Annotated in this window: 12 protein-coding genes and 1 tRNA gene; 4 read left to right on the forward strand and 9 right to left on the reverse strand. The window is 68.8% G+C overall.

The window, feature by feature from the left end; translation table 11 throughout:
• Positions 1 to 76 precede the first annotated feature (76 nt).
• Positions 77 to 721 carry an HNH endonuclease gene (locus B8W67_RS15190; protein ID WP_085304804.1) on the reverse strand — a complete coding sequence of 215 codons (645 nt, stop codon included), beginning with the start codon at positions 719 to 721 and terminating at the stop codon, positions 77 to 79.
• A 100-nt stretch (positions 722 to 821) separates the two neighbouring features.
• On the opposite strand from B8W67_RS15190, the gene B8W67_RS15195 reads away from it, so the two are divergent.
• Both B8W67_RS15195 and B8W67_RS15200 read left to right on the forward strand, forming a co-directional pair.
• Positions 822 to 1226 carry a globin gene (locus B8W67_RS15195; protein ID WP_069393436.1) on the forward strand — a complete coding sequence of 135 codons (405 nt, stop codon included), beginning with the start codon at positions 822 to 824 and terminating at the stop codon, positions 1224 to 1226.
• Positions 1226 to 2785 carry a glycoside hydrolase family 13 protein gene (locus tag B8W67_RS15200; protein ID WP_085304806.1) on the forward strand — a complete coding sequence of 520 codons (1560 nt, stop codon included), beginning with the start codon at positions 1226 to 1228 and terminating at the stop codon, positions 2783 to 2785. The genes B8W67_RS15195 and B8W67_RS15200 overlap by 1 nt, the downstream gene beginning before the upstream one ends.
• 59 nt (positions 2786 to 2844) lie before the next feature.
• Here B8W67_RS15200 and B8W67_RS15205 read toward each other — a convergent pair whose 3' ends face one another.
• The 8 genes from B8W67_RS15205 to B8W67_RS15240 all read right to left on the reverse strand — a co-directional run bounded on the left by B8W67_RS15205 (position 2845) and on the right by B8W67_RS15240 (position 18180).
• The gene (locus B8W67_RS15205; protein WP_069393438.1) at positions 2845 to 3261 is read right to left on the reverse strand and encodes an acyl-CoA thioesterase; all 417 of its coding nucleotides are present in this window, start codon (positions 3259 to 3261) and stop codon (positions 2845 to 2847) included.
• Positions 3258 to 8117 carry an NAD-glutamate dehydrogenase gene (locus B8W67_RS15210; RefSeq protein WP_372507477.1) on the reverse strand — a complete coding sequence of 1620 codons (4860 nt, stop codon included), beginning with the start codon at positions 8115 to 8117 and terminating at the stop codon, positions 3258 to 3260. The genes B8W67_RS15205 and B8W67_RS15210 overlap by 4 nt, the downstream gene beginning before the upstream one ends.
• A 50-nt stretch (positions 8118 to 8167) precedes the next feature.
• Entirely contained in the window at positions 8168 to 9844 is a 1677-nt protein-coding gene (ettA, locus tag B8W67_RS15215; protein WP_069393439.1) for an energy-dependent translational throttle protein EttA, read from the reverse strand.
• Positions 9845 to 9974: 130 nt separating this feature from the next.
• Positions 9975 to 10436, reverse strand: a complete 462-nt coding sequence (locus B8W67_RS15220) for a single-stranded DNA-binding protein (protein ID WP_085304808.1) — start codon at positions 10434 to 10436, stop codon at positions 9975 to 9977.
• 139 nt (positions 10437 to 10575) lie between these two features.
• Positions 10576 to 12576, reverse strand: a complete 2001-nt coding sequence (locus B8W67_RS15225; RefSeq protein WP_069393441.1) for a bifunctional copper resistance protein CopD/cytochrome c oxidase assembly protein — start codon at positions 12574 to 12576, stop codon at positions 10576 to 10578.
• 50 nt (positions 12577 to 12626) lie between these two features.
• Positions 12627 to 15026: a glycerol-3-phosphate 1-O-acyltransferase gene (locus tag B8W67_RS15230; RefSeq protein ID WP_085304810.1), complete on the reverse strand. Its 2400-nt coding sequence runs from the start codon at positions 15024 to 15026 to the stop codon at positions 12627 to 12629.
• Positions 15023 to 16726, reverse strand: a complete 1704-nt coding sequence (locus B8W67_RS15235; protein ID WP_084229011.1) for an HAD-IB family hydrolase/lysophospholipid acyltransferase family protein — start codon at positions 16724 to 16726, stop codon at positions 15023 to 15025. The genes B8W67_RS15230 and B8W67_RS15235 overlap by 4 nt, the downstream gene beginning before the upstream one ends.
• Positions 16723 to 18180 (reverse strand): wax ester/triacylglycerol synthase family O-acyltransferase, encoded by a 1458-nt coding sequence (locus tag B8W67_RS15240; protein ID WP_069393443.1) that lies wholly within the window; start codon positions 18178 to 18180, stop codon positions 16723 to 16725. Before B8W67_RS15240 ends, B8W67_RS15235 begins: the two co-directional genes overlap by 4 nt.
• Positions 18181 to 18421: 241 nt before the next feature.
• Between B8W67_RS15240 and B8W67_RS15245 the strand changes: the two genes are divergently transcribed.
• Together B8W67_RS15245 and B8W67_RS15250 are read left to right on the forward strand one after the other, a co-directional pair.
• Positions 18422 to 18495, forward strand: a tRNA-Arg gene (locus B8W67_RS15245).
• A 143-nt stretch (positions 18496 to 18638) separates the two neighbouring features.
• Positions 18639 to 19514: an LLM class F420-dependent oxidoreductase gene (locus B8W67_RS15250; RefSeq protein ID WP_085304812.1), complete on the forward strand. Its 876-nt coding sequence runs from the start codon at positions 18639 to 18641 to the stop codon at positions 19512 to 19514.
• Positions 19515 to 19663 lie beyond the last annotated feature (149 nt).

Here is a 19663-nt window from a genome sequence, read left to right on the forward strand (position 1 = left end):
GCAAACCGTATCCCACCGGCTGTCACCGGGTGCAGCAGGTCGGGGAAACAGCCCGTGTCGGCGCCGTCGGGCGCTGTCAGGCCGCGCCCTCCCCCAGATACCGGCTCCAACTCGGGTCCAGATCGGTAATCGCGGCCAGCAGTCGCCAGTGCTGGCCGGTCGGGGTGGTCGGCGGGTTCCGCAGCGTCCATCCCAGCTCGGCCAGCAGCCGGTCGGCTTTGCGGCGGTTACACGCCGAGCAACACGCCACGCAGTTCTCCCAGTCGTGCACCCCGCCGCGGCTGCGGGGCACCACATGGTCGACGGTGTCGGCACGGCCGCCGCAGTAGGCGCAGCAGAACCGGTCGCGGTGCATCAACGCCGACCGGGTCATCGGCACCCGCGCCCGGTAGGGCACCCGCACGAAGTGGCGCAGCCGGATCACCGACGGCACCTGCACCGCGAGCGTCTCCGAATGGATGACCAGCCCGCTCGACGCGCCGGAGGTGTCCTCGTGCACGGTGTCGGCTTTGCCGCAGACCAGCATGACGATCGCCCGCCGCATCGGCAGCGCGGTCAACGGTTCGTAGGAGGCGTTGAGCAGCAGCACCCGCCGGCGCCCCCACGCCGGCGTCGCCCCGACGGGGGCAGGCACGCTGCGCAGAGCGACGCCGGTGGTCGCCGGCCGGCTCGGTGCGGCACCCGAACTGCGGTGGCCGCGGCGGTTCGTGTGCTGCGCCATGAATCCTCCGCGCAACAGTTCACCATGATTCGGCGCCGTGCGCACCCGATTTCCGCGCGTGCCGGCTACCCAATCCGGGGCGGGGTCGCCCCCGTGCACAATGGAGGCGATGACTTCCGCGCAGCAGACGTTTTACGACGCCGTCGGCGGAGCCGACACCTTCCACACCCTGGTCGCGCGGTTTTACCAGCTCGTCGCCGAGGATGACCTGCTGCGGCCGCTGTACCCCGAGGACGACATGGACGGGGCCGAGGACCGGCTGCGGATGTTCCTCGAGCAGTACTGGGGTGGGCCGCGCACCTACTCCGAGCAGCGCGGTCACCCCCGGCTGCGGATGCGCCACGTGCCCTACCGGATCGGCCCCGACGAGCGGGACGCGTGGCTGCGCTGCATGCGGGTCGCGATCGACGAGATCGACAGCGCGACCCTCGACGATGAGCACCGCCGCGAGCTGCTGGAGTATCTGGACATGGCGGCGCACGCATTGGTGAACTCGCCGTTCTGATGGGAGCGGATCCGCGCTGGTGGCACAACGCGGTCTTCTACCAGCTCTATCCGCGTTCCTTCGCCGACAGCGACGGCGACGGGGTCGGCGACCTCGACGGTGTCGTGGCGCACCTGGACTATCTGGTGGGCCTGGGGGTGGATGCGCTCTGGTTGAACCCCGTCATGGTCTCCCCGATGGTCGACCACGGCTACGACGTGGCCGATCCGCGGGCGGTGGATCCGCTGTTCGGGGGGCTGGCCGCACTGGACCGGCTGCTGGCCGCCGCCGGCGACCGGGGCATCCGGGTGGTCATGGACCTGGTGCCCAACCACACCAGCGCCGCGCATCCGTGGTTCGTCGCGGCGCTGGCCGCAGCCCCCGGCGACCCGGCGCGTGACCGGTACTTCTTCCGGGACGGGCGCGGCCGCCACGGCGAGCACCCGCCCAACAATTGGGTGTCGGTGTTCGGCGGGCCGGCATGGACCCGGGTCACCGAGGCCGACGGTCGGCCCGGCCAGTGGTATCTGCACCTGTTCGCCCCCGAACAGCCCGATTTGGACTGGTCGCATCCCGACGTGCTCGCCGACCTCACCCGCACCCTGCGGTTCTGGCTGGATCGTGGCGTCGACGGGTTCCGTATCGACGTCGCCCACGGGATGGCCAAACCCGAAGGGCTGCCGGACATGCCCACCACCGACATCGCGCTGCTCGCTCACCGCGACGACGACCCGCGGTTCAACCAGCCCGGCGTGCACGCGATCCACCGGGCCATCCGCGCCGTGGTCGACGACTACCCCGACGCGGTCACCATCGGCGAGGTGTGGGTGCACGACAACGCCGCGTTCGCCGCCTACCTGCGCCCCGACGAGCTGCATCTGGGGTTCAACTTCCGACTGGTGCAGGCCGCCTTCGACGCCGCCTCCCTGCGCGACGCCATCGAGAACTCGCTGGCGGCGGCGGCACTGGCCGGCGCGCCGCCGACCTGGACGCTGGCCAACCACGACGTGGTGCGCACCGTGACCCGGTACGGCGGTGGCGAACTGGGACGTGCCCGCGCCGCCGCGGCGGCGCTGGTGACGTTGGCGCTGCCGGGAGTGGTTTTCGTCTACAACGGCGAGGAACTGGGCCTGCCGGAGGTCGCGTTGCCCGACGCGGCGTTGCAGGATCCGGTGTGGGAGCGCTCCGGGCACACCGAGCGGGGCCGCGACGGCGCCCGGGTGCCGCTGCCCTGGTCCGGTGATGCTGCCCCGTACGGGTTCTCCACCACCGCCCGCACCTGGTTGCCGATGCCGGATGACTGGGCGGAGCTGACCGTGCAGCACCAGGAGGGCGACCCCGATTCGCTGGTGGAGTTGTATCGGCGGGCGCTGGCATTGCGCGCCGAGCGTCCCCCGGCTGCGGAGCTGACCTGGTTGCCCTCACCCGAAACCGTGCTGAGCTTCCGCTGCGGCGACGTGGTGTGCGTCCTCAACGCCGGCGAGCATCCGGTGGCATTGCCGGACGGCGCGGCGATCTGTGCCAGCGGACCGCTGACCGGCCAGTCGTTGCCGCCGGCAACTGCGTTCTGGATGAGGTGATCCGGGCGGTGGAACGGGTGGCCGGCGGTATCAGTTTTTCGGTGGGGTCCGGCCGGCGTTCAGCGCACGAAGCGGCCCAGGTACTCGCGGTGCTCGGCGGACAGCCGCACCAGGCGCTGCTCCTCGATATCGAAGGCGGCCAACTGGGTTTCGGCGATCACCGCGGGGCGTGAGTCGCCGGCTGCGGACACCGAACGGACCTCGTAGGCCAGGTTGAAATCGACCGCACGCAGCCGCGACACCCAGATGCTCACCTGCAGCGGCGAATCGGTGAGGCGCAGTTGGCCCTTGTAGGAGATGCGCACGTCGGCGATGAGCAGCCCGGTGGTGATGATCTCCGCACCGAACACCGGGGTGAGGAACGGGATCCGCGCCTCTTCGAGCAGCGTCACCATGGTGGCGTGGTTGACGTGCTGGTACATGTCGATGTCCGACCACCGCACATGGACCGGCGTCACGAAGGTCTCGCCGCTCATCCGGCCGTTCCCCGCCGCGCCGCCTGGGTCATCGACCGGATCTGGCGTGCGGCCACCGACAGCGCCGCCAGATCCAGGTCCTCCGAGCTGTAGGACTCGGTGATCTCCGCCAGCGTGCGCTGGGCCCGCCGCACCCGTGAACCGTTGATGTGTTCCCACTCCTCGATCTTGGTGGTGCCGTCCTCGTCGGGCTCGCCGACCGCCAGCACGTCGATGCACAGAGACTTCAACGAACTATAGATGTCGTCGCGCAGGGCGAGGCGGGCCAGGGAGCGCCACCGGTCGTCACGGGGCAGACCGGCCACCGCGGTGAGCAGACCGTCGGTGCCGAGGCGGTCCATCAACGCGAAGTAGGTGTCGGCGACCTCGACGGGGTCACGCTCGACGATGTCGGCGACGTCGATGACGTCGAGCAGGCTGTAGCGGTACAGGCCGATCGCGATGTCGCGGGCGAGATCGGCCGGCACCCCCTCGGCGGTGTACTCGCCGACGTGTTGGGCGACGATCGCCGCGTCGTCGCCGCGCAGCCACTCCTCCATCCGCGGACTGAGCATGTACACCTTCTGGGCGAACCGGTTGATCTCGGCGCCGACCGCCAGCGGCTGGGGCCGGTTGTTGAGCAGCCAACGGCTGGACCGGTCGATGAGACGGCGCAGATCCAGGGTCATGCGGTCGGAGACCGCGACCGGGATGTTCTGCTCGGTGCTCGCGGCGCGGATGCGCCGCCACAGCCGGCCGACGCCGAAGATCGCGTCGGTGGCCGCATAGGCGCGCGCGGCGTCGACCATCGACGCGCCGACGTCGATGGTGAGCCGGTAGGCGTAGGCGATGCCACAGGTGTCGATGAGGTCGTTGACGGTCATCGTGGTCACGATCTCGCGGCGCAGTTGGTGGGCGCGGATCGCCTGCGGGAACCGCTTCCGAAGCGGCGCGGGGAAATAATGCGGCAGCCGGGCGGCGAAGACGTCCTGATCGGGCACGTCGGTGTCCAGCAGTTCGGCTTTGAGCGCCAATTTGACGTGCGCCATCAGCGTCGCCAGTTCCGGCGAGGTCAACCCCAGTCCCATATCGCGCCGACGGCGGATCTCCTTGTCCGAAGGCAGCGCCTCCAGCTCCCGGTTGAGGCCGTGATCGGCCACCAGGGAGCGGATCTGCTGGGCGTGCACCGGCAGCAGACTGGCCGCATTGGCGCGGCTGGTGCCCATCAGGTCGTTCTGCGCGGCGTTGTCGGCGAGGACCAGTTCGGCGACCTCGTCGGTCATCGACGCCAGCAGCTCGGCGCGTTCGGCGCTGTCGACCTCGCCGGCAGTGACCACCGCCTCGATGAGGATCTTGATGTTGACCTCGTGATCGGAGCAGTCGACCCCGGCCGAGTTGTCCAGAGCGTCGGAATTGATCCGCCCTCCGGCTAGGTCGTATTCGATGCGGCCCAGCGGGGTGACCCCGAGGTTGCCGCCTTCACCGATCACCTTGGCCCGCACCTGATTTCCGTTGACACGAACGGCATCGTTGGCGCGGTCACCGACGTCGGCATCGGATTCACGCTCGGATTTGATGTAGGTGCCGATGCCGCCGTTGTAGAGCAGATCCACCGGGGCGCGCAGGATCGCGCGGATCAGTTGCGGTGGCGACAGCGCGCTCACCTCGTCACCGAGCCCGAGTAGCGCGCGCACCTCCTCGGTGACGGGAATGGACTTCTGACCGCGGGCGTACACTCCGCCGCCGGTGCTGATCAGCGCGGTGTCGTAGTCGTCCCAACTCGACCGGGGCAGAGCGAACATCCGCTGACGTTCGACGAAGCTGCGCCGCGGATCGGGGTCGGGATCCAAGAAGATGTGCCGGTGGTCGAAGGCGGCGACCAGCCGGATGTGGGGTGAGCACAGCATGCCGTTGCCGAACACGTCGCCGCTCATGTCACCGATGCCGACGACGGTGAAGTCCTGCGACTGGGTGTCGATACCCATCTCCCGAAAATGCCGTTTGACGCTCTCCCAGGCGCCGCGGGCGGTGATGCCCATCTCCTTGTGGTCGTAGCCGACCGATCCGCCGGATGCGAAGGCGTCACCGAGCCAGAACCCGTAGGACGCGGCGACCTCGTTGGCGATATCGGAGAAACTGGCGGTGCCCTTGTCGGCGGCGACCACCAGATAGGCGTCGTCGGTGTCGCGGCGCACCACCTGCGTTGGCGGGTGGGTCACGCCGGTCGCATGATCGATGTTGTCGGTCAGGTCCAACAACCCGGAGATGAACAGCCGGTAGCAGGCCACTCCCTCGGCGCGGGTGGCGTCGCGGTCGGTGGCGGCCTCGCCGGTGGGGGCGGGGGGTTGTTTGACGACGAACCCACCCTTGGCGCCCACCGGCACGATCACCGCGTTCTTCACCGCCTGCGCCTTGACCAGCCCGAGCACCTCGGTGCGGAAATCCTCTCGCCGGTCCGACCAGCGCAGTCCGCCGCGCGCGACGTAGCCGAACCGCAGGTGCACCCCTTCGACGCGCGGGGAGTACACGAAGATCTCGAATTTGGGCCGCGGCAGCGGCAGTTCGTCGATTCCGGGTGCGTCGAGTTTGAACGCCAGGACATCGTGGGCCCGCGCCGAGTGGGAGCGGTCGACGAAGTAGTTGGTGCGCAACGTTCCCTGGATCAGCGAGGCGAACGCCCGCAACACCCGGTCGGTGTCGAGACTGACCAGCGCATCGATATCAGCGGCGACGGCTGCGGCTGCCGCGTGGGCGTCGCGACCGACCCGGCCGGCCTCCGGGTCGAACAACGCTTCGAACAAAGCCACCAATGAGGCTGCGGTGCCGGAGTTTTCGTTGAGGACCGCGGCAATGTGGCTCTGGCTGTAAGGGAAGCGCGCCTGGCGCAGATAGCGCGCGTAAGCTCTGAGCACCGCGACCTGTTGCCAGGTCAGCCCGGCGCGCAAAACCAGTTCGTTGAACCGGTCGGCTTCGGCGCGGCCCCGCCAGATCGCGGTGACAGCATCGGCGAACCGCGTGGCGACGATCTCGCGCTGCGGACCGTCCGGGGCGCGGTCGATGGTCGGGTGCGGCTCGAATTTGAACTGGTAGATCCAGACCACCAGACCGTCCGCGCGGGTGACGGTGAACGGTTGTTCCTCGAAGACCACCACGCCCATCGACTGCAACATCGGCAGCAGTTCACTCAGCGAGGCCCCGTGCCCGCCCAGATACCAGGTGAGTTGCGGAGAACCGTCGTCGTCCTCACCGACGATCAGGGTGACCGAATCGACGTCGAGTTCCTCCACGACCGCGATGTTCGCAATCGCCGCCTCGGGGTCGATGGCCTGTTTGTAGACCTCGGGAAAGGCGCCCGCATAGTGCTCGGCGACCGGCGTCGGCAGTCCCGCCTCCGCGGCGGCGGCCAGCAACCGGTCCGCCCAGGTGCGGGCGGTTTCGGTGAGCAGAGCCTGGATGCGCGCCCGGTTGGCCTCGGACGTGTCCACCGCGGACGGCGAGTCTCCGACCGGCAGCCGCACCACGAAATGCACCAGGGCCCAGGGGGCTTCACTGACCCGCGCGGTGTATTCCAGACTGGTGCCGCCGAATTCACGCACCAGGATGTCCTGCATGGCCAGCCTGACTGCGGTGGTGTAGCGGTCGCGCGGCAGATAGACCAGGCACGACACGAAACGTCCCCGCTGGTCGGCGCGCGCGAACAGCAGCACTCGCCGCCGCGTACCCAGGTCGACCACGGCCATCGCCATCGTCAACAACTGCTCGGCGTTCATCGCGAACAGTTCCGAGCGCGGGACGGTCTGCAAAATGTCGAGCAGCAACTGCCCCGGGTGGCTCGGGTCGCGTTCGGACAGTTCCAACGCACGGCGCACGTTGCCCGCCAGCACCGGGATCTCCAGCACGTTGGCGTTCATCGCGGCCACCGTGAACAGCCCGATGAACCGGTGCTCGATCAGCTGTTCGGGGCCGCTCTCACGGATCACGACGATGTAGGGATAGGCGCCGAACCGCAGATAACTGGGCACGGTGGCCTGGGCCAACGCCAGCAGCGCCCCATCGGGGTCCAACCGGGTGCGGGTGGCTTGACGCAACCGCAGCACCCCGAGGCGACTGTCGGCGTCGACGGCCACCCGCCCGCCGTCGACGAGCCCGTGCTGATAGCCCAGCACGATGAAGTGGCCGTCGAGCAGCCAGCGCAGCAGGGCCGCCACGTCGTGGCGGTCCGGGGCGCTGAACCGACCCGCCGAATCGGTGTCGACGCTGACCGCCAGCCCTTCGAGGGCGGCGGTCATCGCGGTGGAGTCGAGGCTGACCTGGCGCACGTCGGCCAGCACCGCCGGCAGAAGGTGCTCGGCTTCGGTGAGCACCCGCACGTCGACGTCGGGGACGAGTTGGACGTGGATCCAGGTTTCGTCCTCGCCGGAGGGGGCATCGGCGGTCGGGGCGGGCTTTTCGATGCTCAGCAGCGTCCCGTCGGCGTCGCGGCGCGCCCGGAACACCGGGTTCATGATCCCGCTGTAGCCCACCCCGAGCCGATGCAACAGCACCGCAACCGAATCCATCAGCATGGTGCCGTGACTGGTCACCACCTGCAGCGCCGGCCCGAATCCGACCGGGTCATCAGCGGCGTAGACCGCCACGCGGATGTCGTCGGGGCGGCGCTGTCGCCCGAGCCGGCAGTGCGCAGCCACCATCGCCGCGCTGACGGTGCGACCCGCCCAGCGACGCTCGGGGTGGTTGCGTTCGGGGGTTTCGGTGTGCGGACCGCGATAGGTCTCGGTGTAGGCGGCGGTGATCCAGTCCGGGATGTCGTCGTCTCGGGTGAGACGGGTATCAGCGTTCAGGCTGCAGACATTTCGGGTTTCGGGATCGTCCTGCACGCCGACTGCTCCTGTCCCGGCGCCGACTCGGCGCCGTCACGCAGTCAACTCTAATCGCGGGTGAGCCGCCTGTGGGTCACTCTGTGCGGACGCGCCGCTTCCTCACCGAGACGTTCGATCTTGTTGGCCTCGTACGCGCCGAAATTGCCCTCGAACCAGAACCATTTGGCTTCGTTGTCGGCGTCGCCTTCCCACGCCAGGATGTGGGTGCAGGTGCGGTCCAAAAACCAGCGGTCGTGGGAGATGACCACCGCGCAGCCGGGGAACTTGTCCAAGGCGTTCTCCAACGAGCCGAGGGTTTCGACGTCGAGGTCGTTGGTGGGCTCGTCGAGCAGGATCAGGTTGCCGCCCTGTTTGAGGGTGAGCGCCAGGTTGAGCCGGTTGCGTTCCCCACCGGAGAGCACACCGGCCGGTTTCTGCTGGTCGGGGCCCTTGAACCCGAACGCCGACACATACGCCCGCGAGGGCACCTCGGTCTGGCCCACCACGATGTGGTCGAGTCCCTCGGAGACGACCTCCCAGACCGTCTTCTTCGGGTCGATCCCGGCGCGGGTCTGGTCGACGTAGGAGAGTTTGACCGTCTCCCCCACCTTGACGGTGCCACTGTCGGGTTCTTCGAGCCCGACGATCGTTTTGAACAGCGTGGTCTTGCCGACCCCGTTGGGGCCGATCACCCCGACGATGCCGTTGCGGGGCAGGGTGAACGACAGGTCCTTGATCAGGGTGCGTCCGCCGAAACCCTTGTCGAGGTGTTCCACCTCGACCACGACGTTGCCCAGCCGCGGCCCGACCGGGATCTGGATCTCCTCGAAGTCCAGCTTGCGCGTCTTCTCGGCCTCGGCGGCCATCTCTTCGTAGCGTTGCAGCCGGGCCTTGTTCTTGGCCTGCCGGGCCTTGGCGCCGGAGCGCACCCAGGCCAGCTCCTCCTGCAGCCGCCGGTGCAGTTTGGCGTCCTTGCGGCCCTGCACGGCGAGCCGTTCGGCCTTCTTCTCCAGGTAGGTGGAGTAGTTGCCCTCATACGGGTAGGCGCGGCCGCGGTCGAGCTCCAGGATCCACTCGGCGACGTTGTCCAGGAAGTACCGGTCGTGGGTGACCGCCAGGATCGCCCCTTCGTAGGCGGCCAGGTGCTGCTCGAGCCACTGCACACTCTCGGCGTCGAGGTGGTTGGTGGGCTCGTCGAGCAGCAGCAGATCCGGTTTGGACAGCAGCAGCTTGCACAGCGCCACCCGGCGGCGCTCCCCGCCGGAGAGTTTGGTCACCGGCTCCTCCGGCGGCGGGCAGCGCAGGGCGTCCATCGCCTGCTCGAGCTGGGAGTCGATGTCCCACGCGTTGGCGTGGTCGAGCTCCTCTTGCAGCCGGCCCATCTCCTCCATCAGCTCGTCGGTGTAGTCGGTGGCCATCAACTCGGCGACCTCGTTGAACCGGTCGAGTTTGACCTTGATCTCGCCGAGGCCCTCCTCGACGTTGCCGCGGACGGTCTTCTCCTCGTTCAGCGGCGGCTCCTGCAGCAGGATGCCGACGGTGGCGTCGTTGGCCAGGAACGCCTCACCGTTGTTGGGGGTGTCCAGGCCCGCCATGATGCGCAGCACGCTGGATTTCCCCGCCCCGTTGGGGCCGACCACGCCGATCTTCGCGCCGGGCAGAAAGCTCAGGGTGACGTCATCGAGGATGACTTTGTCGCCATGGGCCTTGCGGACCTTCTTCATCGTGTAGATGTATTCGGCCATGCCGCGGTGTTGCCTCCTGGTCGTGCGGGGTGGGTACTCGCGCACCATCCTAGGTGGCCCCCGGTTCACCCCGGGGCCTCCCTCGGTGGGGTCGCCGGTGGGCGTCGCTGATCGGCGCGCAGCTGCGACGCTACGCGCTGATGGGCAGCCCGTCGCCCTCGGCGGGGGTTTCGTCGTCGGTGTGCGCCGGCGCGGCGCTGGTCGGCGCCGGTTCGCCGGTCGCGGCGGCCCCGGTGTAGCCGGGTTTCTCGATCCGCGCGATCGCCCGCGACAGGTCCAGGCCGACGGCAGTGGCACGCATCTCCAGCGAGGAGCGGCGCACGCCGTCTTTGTCGTCGTACTCGCTGGTGTAGACGTGGCCGACGGCGATCACCGGCGCGCCGCGGCTCAGAGTGGCGCCCACCCCGGTGACCAGCCGGCCCCAGCAGTTGACGGTGAGAAACAGCGAGTTGCCCGGCTCCCACTCGCCGGTCGGGGTGCGCCGACGGGAATTGCTGGCCAGCCGGAAGCTGATGACTTCCTGGTCGCCGGCGTTGCGGCGGCGCAGGTCGGCGACGATGGTGCCGACCACGGTCAACGGGGTTTCGAACATTAGGTGTCTCCTGGGCTCGATGCGGGTGGGTGACCCCATTGAGCGCCGCGACACCGACACCGCGCCGTCACCGGGCACGTGAGTCGACAGACGGTGGGGATGAACCGGCGACTGTGGACCGTGGTGGCGCGCCCGCCGATCAGCCGCCGCCGTCGCGGCGGGCCAACTCGGCGAGCATCGCGTTGTAGGCGGTCAGCTCGGCGTCGTCGTCGCGGTCGGCGGCGCGGTCCATGCGTTTGGCGGCGCGGTCGTCGCTGCGGTGCCACTGCGCGAGCAGCGCCACCATCACGATCACCAACGGCAGCTCGCCGGCCGCCCACGCCATCCCCCCGCCCAACCTCTGGTCAGCGAGCAGGTCGGTGTTCCACGGCAGCCCCAGGGCGGTGTAGAACGCCTCCCCGATGACCGTGTGGCGTCCCATCAGCAGCACACCGAAGAAGGCGTGCATCGGCAGTGAGGCGAACACCACGACCAGTTTGGTCAGGTGCGACACCGGCCGCGGCGTGGGATCGACCCCGATCACCACCCAGTAGAACAGGTAGCCGCTGGCCAGGAAGTGCAGGTTCATCGCGACGTGCCCGGCGTGGTTGGACACCACCGCGTCGAAGAGGCTGCCGAAGTACAGCCCGTAGAAGCCGACGACGAAGACGATCGCGGCGACGATCGGGTTGGTGAAGAAGATCGACACCTTGCTGTGCAGCCCGGCCAGCAGCCATTCCCGCGGCCCCGGCGGTTGGCCGCGTCCGGCGGCCGGCAGCGCCCGCAACGCCAGGGTCGTCGGAGCGCCGAGCACCAGCAGGATCGGGATCAGCATCGACATCAGCATGTGCGCGCCCATGTGCACGCTGAACATCGCCGGCATGTAGCGGCCCAGGCCCGACGACGTCGCGAACAGCAGGAAAAAACACCCCAGCAGCCACGCGGTGGTGCGCCCCGGCGGCCAACTGTCGCCGCGGCGGCGCAACCGCCTCACCGCGACCAGGTACACCGCCGCGAACACGATCGAAGCGGTGCCGAACACCAGGTCGAACCGCCAGTCGAACAGGATGCGGGCCACCGTGGGGGGCCCGGCGAAGTCGTAGCCGATCAGCACCTCGGGTATCGACGGGTTCAGGATCGGCGGTGGGGGCGGCGGGGTGCGTCCCAGACCGACCGCGATGCCGAACGTGGCACCGAAGATGACGGCTTCGATCAACGCCAGCCGGATCAGTGCGCCGCGCGCGCCGGGGTCGGCCTGCAGGGCGGCCACCCCGCTGCGGCGCTGTCGCCAGCCGAGGAAACCCAGCGCCACCAGCGCCGCCACCTTGGCGAGCACCAGCCGGCCGTAGTCGGTGGTGAGCAGGTCCGACGGCAGCACCCGCACCCCGGCGTTGACCACACCACTGAGTCCCATCGCGACGAAGCACCACAGCGCCACCGCGGAGAACCGTCGGGCGGCCAAATCGGCGTGCTCACCGCCGCGCAGCGCGTGCACCAGCAGCGCCAGCAGCCCACCGGCCCACAGTGCACCGGCCAGCAGATGGATGATCAGGCTGTTGGTGGCCAGGTCGTGGGAGCCGCCGGCGGCGGAGTGCCCGGTCAGCCCCAGCGGCAGCAGGGTGATCAGCGAGCCCGCCAACAGCGCCGGGGTCCAGTTCCAGCGCAGCACCGCGAGGCTGGCCAGGCAGAGCAGCGCGGCGAGGATCGCCGTCCACCGCCAGGCCGAGGCGATGTTGACCAGACCGGCCACCGACCACAGTTGCGCCGGGTTGAGATGCTCGGTGATCGGCCGACCGGAGACATCGGAGATCGTCAACGGCACCAGCAACGCCGCACACACCGCCCAGACGCCGGCGGCGACGGTGCCCATCCGCAGCGACCGGTAGCCGGCGGCGTCGAGCACCCCGTTGGCCTGCGGCGGCACCAGAAACGCTGCCAGCAGGAACGACCCCACGGTCACCGCGGCGGCCACCTCACCGGCCGCCCGCACGAACGGCAGCCCCACGGTGGTGACGGTGCCTGGGTCGGGCAGGCCGGTCGCGGTCAGCGCCGCGGCCACCGACAGGGCACCGATCCCGGCGGCGACCGCGCCGGCCAGCGCCGCGACCCCGAGCAGCAGCGGGGCGACGGGGGGACGGGCTGAGGTGCGGGTGGCGCTCACCCGTCCAGGGTAGGCCGCGCACCGGTTCGGCCCGCACACCGCAGCGGGCGCTACGGGCGCGGTTGGTGACCCGCGGCGGCCCGACGCCGGGCTTCGCGGGCGATGAACTGCTGCCGGGCGATCCGCTCGATACGGTCGATGTCACGCAGGATGCCGCGCAGTTCACGGTGGAACGCCACCCGGCGTTCGCTGAGCTCGTCGGGGTCAACCTGTTCGTCGGCGCCGACGAGCAGGCCCTGGTCGCCCATCACCTGACAGGCGGTGGCGAACAGCAGCGTCGAGACCGGTTCGGCGCTGCGCACCCGCCCCTGGGCGATGTACTGGCGTCCCACCCCGAGTGCGAGGGTGGTGAGTTCCTCGGCGTCGATGACCGTCGGTGCGTTGCGCAGCACGTCGGCGACCACCTCGTAGGCCTCGAAGAACACCCGCAGCATGGCGTTGGACATCAGCGGCCGCTTGGCGCGCAGCAACTCCTCGACCTGGTCACCGCCGACCCGCACCCGGTCCTCCCAGCCGTCCTGCCATCCCATCTCGGCGGCGACGTGTTCCCGAAACGCCGCGGAGTCGGCGAAGTAGAACTCGAACTTCAACAGGTCGCGTACCCGCATCGCCTGGTCCCAGAACACGGTGAGCCGGTCCCCGGCGTCGGGGTCGGCGTCGCAGGCGTGCGCCAGCGCCAACTCCACGATGCAGGTCTCCAGGAAGGCGTGGATCACCGAATTGCGGTAGAACGCCGCGGCGTGCTCGTCCTCGGGGGCGATGCGCCACACCGGCTCCCAGCCGCCGTCGACGCGGGTGATGGGGTGCCCGCCGGAGAGCGCGTCGACGGCCGCGCGGACCCCGTCGCGGCTACGCAACCGCAACGCGCTGTTGGTCATCGGGGTGTCGGTGCGTTCCAGGTAATCCAGCGAGTCCTGCAGGGTGTGGTGCAGTTGGCCCAGGGTCAATGCCTGACCTCGGGTGGTCAGCAGCAGCGCGGAGACCAGCGCGGTCGCGTTGATCGGGGTGCATCGTTGGATCCGCCAGGCCACCTCGAAGGCCATCTTGTGCATCGCCAGCCGTTTGGCGTCGAGGTCGGCCCCGATCGGGCCGTCTGCCGGTCCGAGGTATTGGCGCATCGACACCGCTTCGGGGAAACGGACGTAGATCTTGCCGTAGTTGCGCTCGCCCTGGGCCTTGATGAAGTTGTACAGCCAGCTGACCCCTTCGGGGGTCTTCTCCGCTCCCCGCGCGTATGCGGCGTATTCGTCGGTCTCGTGTAGCTGGTCGAAGGAGATCGAAACTCCTTGCAACAGAATATCGTCGCTGCGTCCGTCGAGGTATGCGTCGGCGACGTAGCTCATCAGGCCCAGCTTGGGTGGCAGCATCTTCCCGGTCCGCGACCGGGTTCCCTCGATCGACCAACTCAGGTTGAATCGTTTCTCCACCACGTAGCCGACGTATTGGCGCAGAACGTATTTGTACAGCGGGTTGTTGCCGATGTTGCGGCGGATGAAGATGACACCGGACCGTCGCAGCAGCGGACCCATCGCCCCGAATGACAAGTTGACTCCGGCGAACACGTGCACCGGCGGCAGCCGGTTCTCCTGCATCGCCAGCGGGATGACCGCGCCGTCGATGTAGGAGCGGTGCGAGAACAGCAGCACCGCCGGATGGGTCTCCAGCGCCTCGCGCAATGCCGCCACTTGGTATTCGTCATAGTCGATTTCGGAGTCGAAGCCCCGGCTGAGCGCCCTGGTCAACACACCGACGAGGTCGACCGATACCCGACTCCACCCGGTCGACAGCTCATCGAGCATCTTGCGGGCCTCGTCGAGACTGGCTCCGGGGATCTTCTCCAGCCCGGCGCGGAACCGGCTTGACGCCAGGATCTCCGGAGTCACCAGGCGCGGCGACTTGTACTGCGGTCCCAGGATGCGGTATTCGGCTCGCTCCAAAGCCAATTCGGCGCGCCGATACACGAAATTCGCGAAGTCGCGCGGGGTGCCACCGACGGTGGTCTCCTGCCACTGCTGACGCAGTTCGGCAACCGTCGCCGATTCGCCGGCGACGACGCGGGCGCGACTCGCGTCGGAGCGCAGGATCCGCCGTTGGGCCCGCTCACTGGGATGGTAGGGGTCCTGCCCCGGCAACAAGGCCACGACCCGGTTGAGGGTCGAGGCGTTGGCGCGCGGAATCCAAAAAACCCGCACCGGCACGACGGGGCGCTGCTCGTCGGCGGCGAGTTGGTTGACCAATCGAGCCATATCGGCGTTGTCACCGCCGGGCCCGAACTCGCCGTCATCGCCGGTCAGGGTGACCACGTCGACACGGGCCTCCGGATGGCTGGCCTGCTGACGGCGCAGCCATTCGGCGATCAGGTCCGCCTCCACCTCGGAGGTCACCGAGGCGAGCACCAACGCGTCGTCGGCGGTGGTGAACCCGGCCGGGTTGGGCAGCGGTGCGCTCATGGCCGGCCTCGCGGCCGCGCCGAGCCGGCCGGGCCACCGGGGGGCTCGCCGGAGGATCTCGGTGGGGATTTCTTCGTGCTCCGCTGGGTCGCGGCGCTCTTCTTGGCGCCGGACTTGGTGGCGGTCTTCTTGGCCGCGCCGGGCTTGGCGGGCGCCTTCTTGGCCGGTGACTTCTTGGCCGGTGATTTCTTGGCGGCACGTTTGGCGGCCGACGGCGCGGTGGGTCCACCGATGTCGACGTCGGGAAGTTCGTCGGACGGCCAGTCGGCGATCGTGTCCAGATACAGTTGACGCACCCGCGCGATCCGGTCATCGAGATTGGTCAGCGTCCAGTCGTCCACCGAGATCGGCGGGAAGACCGCGACGTCCACGGTGCCGGGATTCATGGTGATCGAATCGCGGGAGGCGACCTGCTCGGCGTTGCGAATGACGATCGGCACGATCGGCAACCCGGTGGCCATCGCCATCCGGAACGCTCCCTTTTTGAACGGCCCCACCGCGGTGGTGTCCAGCCGGGTCCCCTCCGGTGCGATCAGGATCGACAGTCCGTCGCGCGCGCGTTCCTCGACCTCGTGCAGTGCCTCCACCGCCGCCGCGCTGTCGTCGCGGTCGATGAACGCGACGTCGAGCGCCCGCCCCAGCGCACCGATCACCGGATCGTTGGCAAGCTCCTTCTTGCCCACCCCGGTGTAGTTGTCGCGCACCAAGGCGCCCGCGATCAGTGGGTCAACCTGGTTGCGGTGGTTGAAGATAAACACCGCCGGGCGCTTTTTGGTGAGGTTCTCCTCACCGAGGACGTTGAGGCTGACCCCACCGGCTGTCAGCACCAACCGTTGCCAGTTGGAGGTGAAGAAGTTCACCCCGCGGCGGCGACTGCCGGTCAGCAGTCCCCACCACACCGCACCGGTGGCGATCGGCACCAGGGAGCCGACCCCGGCCAGGGTGCGTACCGCACCGGTGAACCCGATGCCGCTGCGACTGGAGAATCGCAGGATCGGCCAACCCCGCTTTTTGGCCACCGCGGCCATCTTGCCCTCAGGGTTGGTGGGCCGCGGATTGCCGACCAGGTACATCAGCGCCACGTCTTCATCGCCGTCGGCGTAGAAATAGCTGTCCTTGAGGTCGATGTCGTGCTCGGCCGCGAACCGTTGGACCGCGTCGGCTTTGCCCGGACCCCACAGGATCGGTTCGACCACACGGCCGGTGAGCACACCGTTCTCATCGGTCTCGAACCGGTTGGTCAACGTGTTGGGGATGCCCAGAAACCGGGCCACCGGGTCGACCTGGATTGTCAGGGCCGAAGAACTGAGTACCACGGTGTGGCCGCGGTTGAGGTGAGCGCGCACCAACTCCCGCATCTCCGGATAGACCCGCGGCTCGATCTTCTGGGTGAACATCCGTTCGCCGATTTCGGTGACGTCGCTGAGCGGCCGTCCGCCAAGTGCGGCGGCGGCGGTGTTGATCAGCCCCTCGAACTCGATGCGGCCCAGTTGATGGTTCACCCCGGCGGCGATCGTGCTGACCAGTTCACCCAGACCCATATCGCGGTGACGGAGTCGTTCGCGGGTCAGGATCACCCCGGTGAACCCGGCGACCAGCGTGCCGTCCAGGTCGAAGAACGCGCCGACCTTCGGGCCCGGCGGACTGGCGGCGACCTCGGCCACCGAGCCTGGCAGCCGCAAATCCCGTGGGGTCGTCATGCTCGCTCCGATCCGGTCGAGGCGGTGAAGGACGTGGGCCGCGAACGAGGTGCCGGATCGCCGGCCAGTGCGAGCACCTCGTCGAATCCCTCCTGAAGGCAGCGTGCGAACAGCGTCTCATCGGTGATCGACGCCCGGTCATAGCGCACGCTGATCGTGCATAAACCGTTGCGCGACAACAATACTGCCATCATCGCGACGCCCGGCAACGGCCCCAGCCCGTACTGGCACAGCACCTTCGCGCCGGCGAGGTAGGTCTCCCCCGGGTACATCGGTATGTTGCTGGCCTGCACATCGGCGGCGATCACCGATCCCTCCAGCGACTCCAGCGCCGGTGTCGGAAGCACGCTCAACAGCGGGGCGATCACGCCGAGGAGCCCGAGCGCCCGTTCCTCACGGCGCTGGGTCATCTGGGCGCGGATCTTGCTGATCCGCGTCGCCGGGTCCGCCTCCCCGATCGGTGCGGCCAGGTTCACGCCGGTGAACCGGTTGCCCCCGGCGGGATCGGTGCCGGTGCGCAGGTTGACCGGTACCGCCATCGGCAGTGTCGCTATCGGCACCCCGAGCGCGACGTGGTAGCGCCGTAGCGCACCGCACATCCCGGCCAGGTAGGCGTCGTTGATCGAGCCCTGCGCCGCTTTGGCCGCCCGGTGCAGGTCCGCGAGGTCGATGTCGAGGGTTTCGGTACGGCTGGACAGGCTGCGGCGACGCAGCAGCGGTGACGGTTCGGTGGCCTGCTGCATCATCCGCAGGCTGGACCGGGCGTAGTCGACGATGCCGGCGGCAGCGCCGAGCGGGTCCCCCACCACCCGTGTCGCGGCCCGCGCCGACCCGGTGACCAGTTCGCGGACGCCGCCGAGCAGCGAACCCGGCAGCCGGTTGAGCCCGTCGCGCATGAGGTCTTCCGGGGACAGGTCCTTGGGCACCGGCAGGGGCGCGACCCGTCGCGCCGGTGGGTCGCGTTCGAGATCGTAGAGCTGACCGAACATCTCCATCCCGCCGACGCCGTCGGTGACCGCGTGGCTCATGTGCAGCAGGGCCGCCGCCTTCCCGTCGGCGAGTCCCTCGACCAATGTCGCCGTCCACAGCGGCCGGGAGGTGTCCATCGGCGCCTGCAACATCAACTCGGCCAAGTCGAGAAGCTCACGCAGTGTGCCCGGCTCGGCGACCCGCAGCCGTCGCACGTGGTAGTCGATGTTGAAGTCCGGGTCGACCACCCAGCGGGCGGGCGCGGTCGGCAACGTCGGCACCACCACTTTCTCCCGGAGGCGCAACGCCTTGCGGGAGGCCGCTTCGAAGGTGGCCTGGAACCGTGCCCAGTCCGGGGTGGTGTCGAGGATCTCCAGACTCAAGATGCCCGACCGTGTCCGCGGGTTGGCTTCGCCGCGGTGCAGTAAGTAGTCGACAGCGCTCAATTCGACGGGCAGGCCGGCGGCGTTGAGATCCTTTCCCACGTCACACACCCGCCCCGCCGGTCCGATACACCGCCACCCTCGACCCCTTCCGATCCATGCCGTTGCCGTGTCGATAACGCTAGTCGGGTTACGCCGCTCGCGTTGGCCGATTGGGTGCTCCTCGCCGCGCCGCGACCACCCTGTCGACGCCGGTCCCGGGTCGGCGGCGGCGCACCGGATCGCCTCCCTGCCTCGATGCCCCCGAGGTGCGACGGTGTTGATTACACTGACCTGCGCGATTGCCCCCGTAGCTCAGCTGGATAGAGCACGTGACTTCTAATCTCGTGGTCGGCGGTTCGAGTCCGCCCGGGGGCGCTCACCAGGGTGTATGACGTGGCTGGCGGCGAGTTCGTGAGCTGTGGCGTTGCCCACGCGGCACGTCGGCAGACCGCCGGCGGTTCGTAGAATGGCCACGGACCCGATGCAGGGCCAGCGCCGCGGGCAGGGAGACATCGCTGATGGATGTGGGAATTCACTTCGTCGACTTTCTGCGCGGCGATACCGCGGGGATGGCCGCCTCGCTCGCGGCGACCGCCCGGGCCGCCGAGGAGATCGGCGCGACGATGTTCACGATGCAGGACCATTTTTTCCAAATGGAACAACTCGGGCCTGCTGATGATCCGTTCCTGGAGTGCTACACCTCGCTGGGGTTCGTGGCAGGACAGACCCAGCGACTCGCATTGGGGGCACTGGTCACCGGCGTGACCTACCGCTATCCCGGGGTACTGGCGAAAACGGTTGCTGCCTTGGATGTGCTGTCGCAGGGACGGGCGATGTTCGGTCTGGGCACCGCGTGGTATCAACGCGAGCACGCCGGGCTAGGGGTGCCGTTCCCGCCGCTGCGCGACCGGTTCGAGATGATGGAAGAGACCCTGCAGATCTGCCTGCAGATGTGGAGCGACGATGACGGCGCATTCGAGGGCAAGCACTATCGGCTCGCCGAGACCATCTGCGAGCCCCGGCCGCTGCGGCGTCCGCCGATCGTGATCGGTGGCGGTGGGGAGAAAAAGACTCTGCGGCTGGCGGCGCGGTACGCCGACGTGTGGAACCGTAACGGCACGGTGTTGGCCTCCGACGGATTGGCGCACAAGATCGCCGTCCTCGGTGAGCACTGCGCCGCGATCGGGCGTGATCCCGCGGAGATCCGCAAGACCGTCGGGCTGTTCGACGATCCGTTCGCCGACCTCGATGCGTACCTGCGCACCGTCGAGCGCTACGCATCGCTGGGCATCGACCTGATCCATGTCGGCCCGCTGCCCGGACATCCGGATCCGGCCGGGTTCGTCCGCCGCTTCGGCGACGAGGTGATGCCCCGGTTGGCCACGATGGGCTGACCCGCCCAACGGGTTTTGTCAGACCCTGATGCGATGCTGGTGGCATGTCCTCGATCACGACCTCCACCAGCCCGGATGCCCGTCCGGGAGAGCGTCTTGAGGCGTTGTTCGCTGAACTGTCGGAGCTGACCGGGCAGCGCAACGCGATC

Source organism: Mycolicibacillus koreensis (assembly GCF_002104795.1).
Taxonomy (GTDB): Bacteria; Actinomycetota; Actinomycetes; order Mycobacteriales; family Mycobacteriaceae; genus Mycobacterium; species Mycobacterium koreense.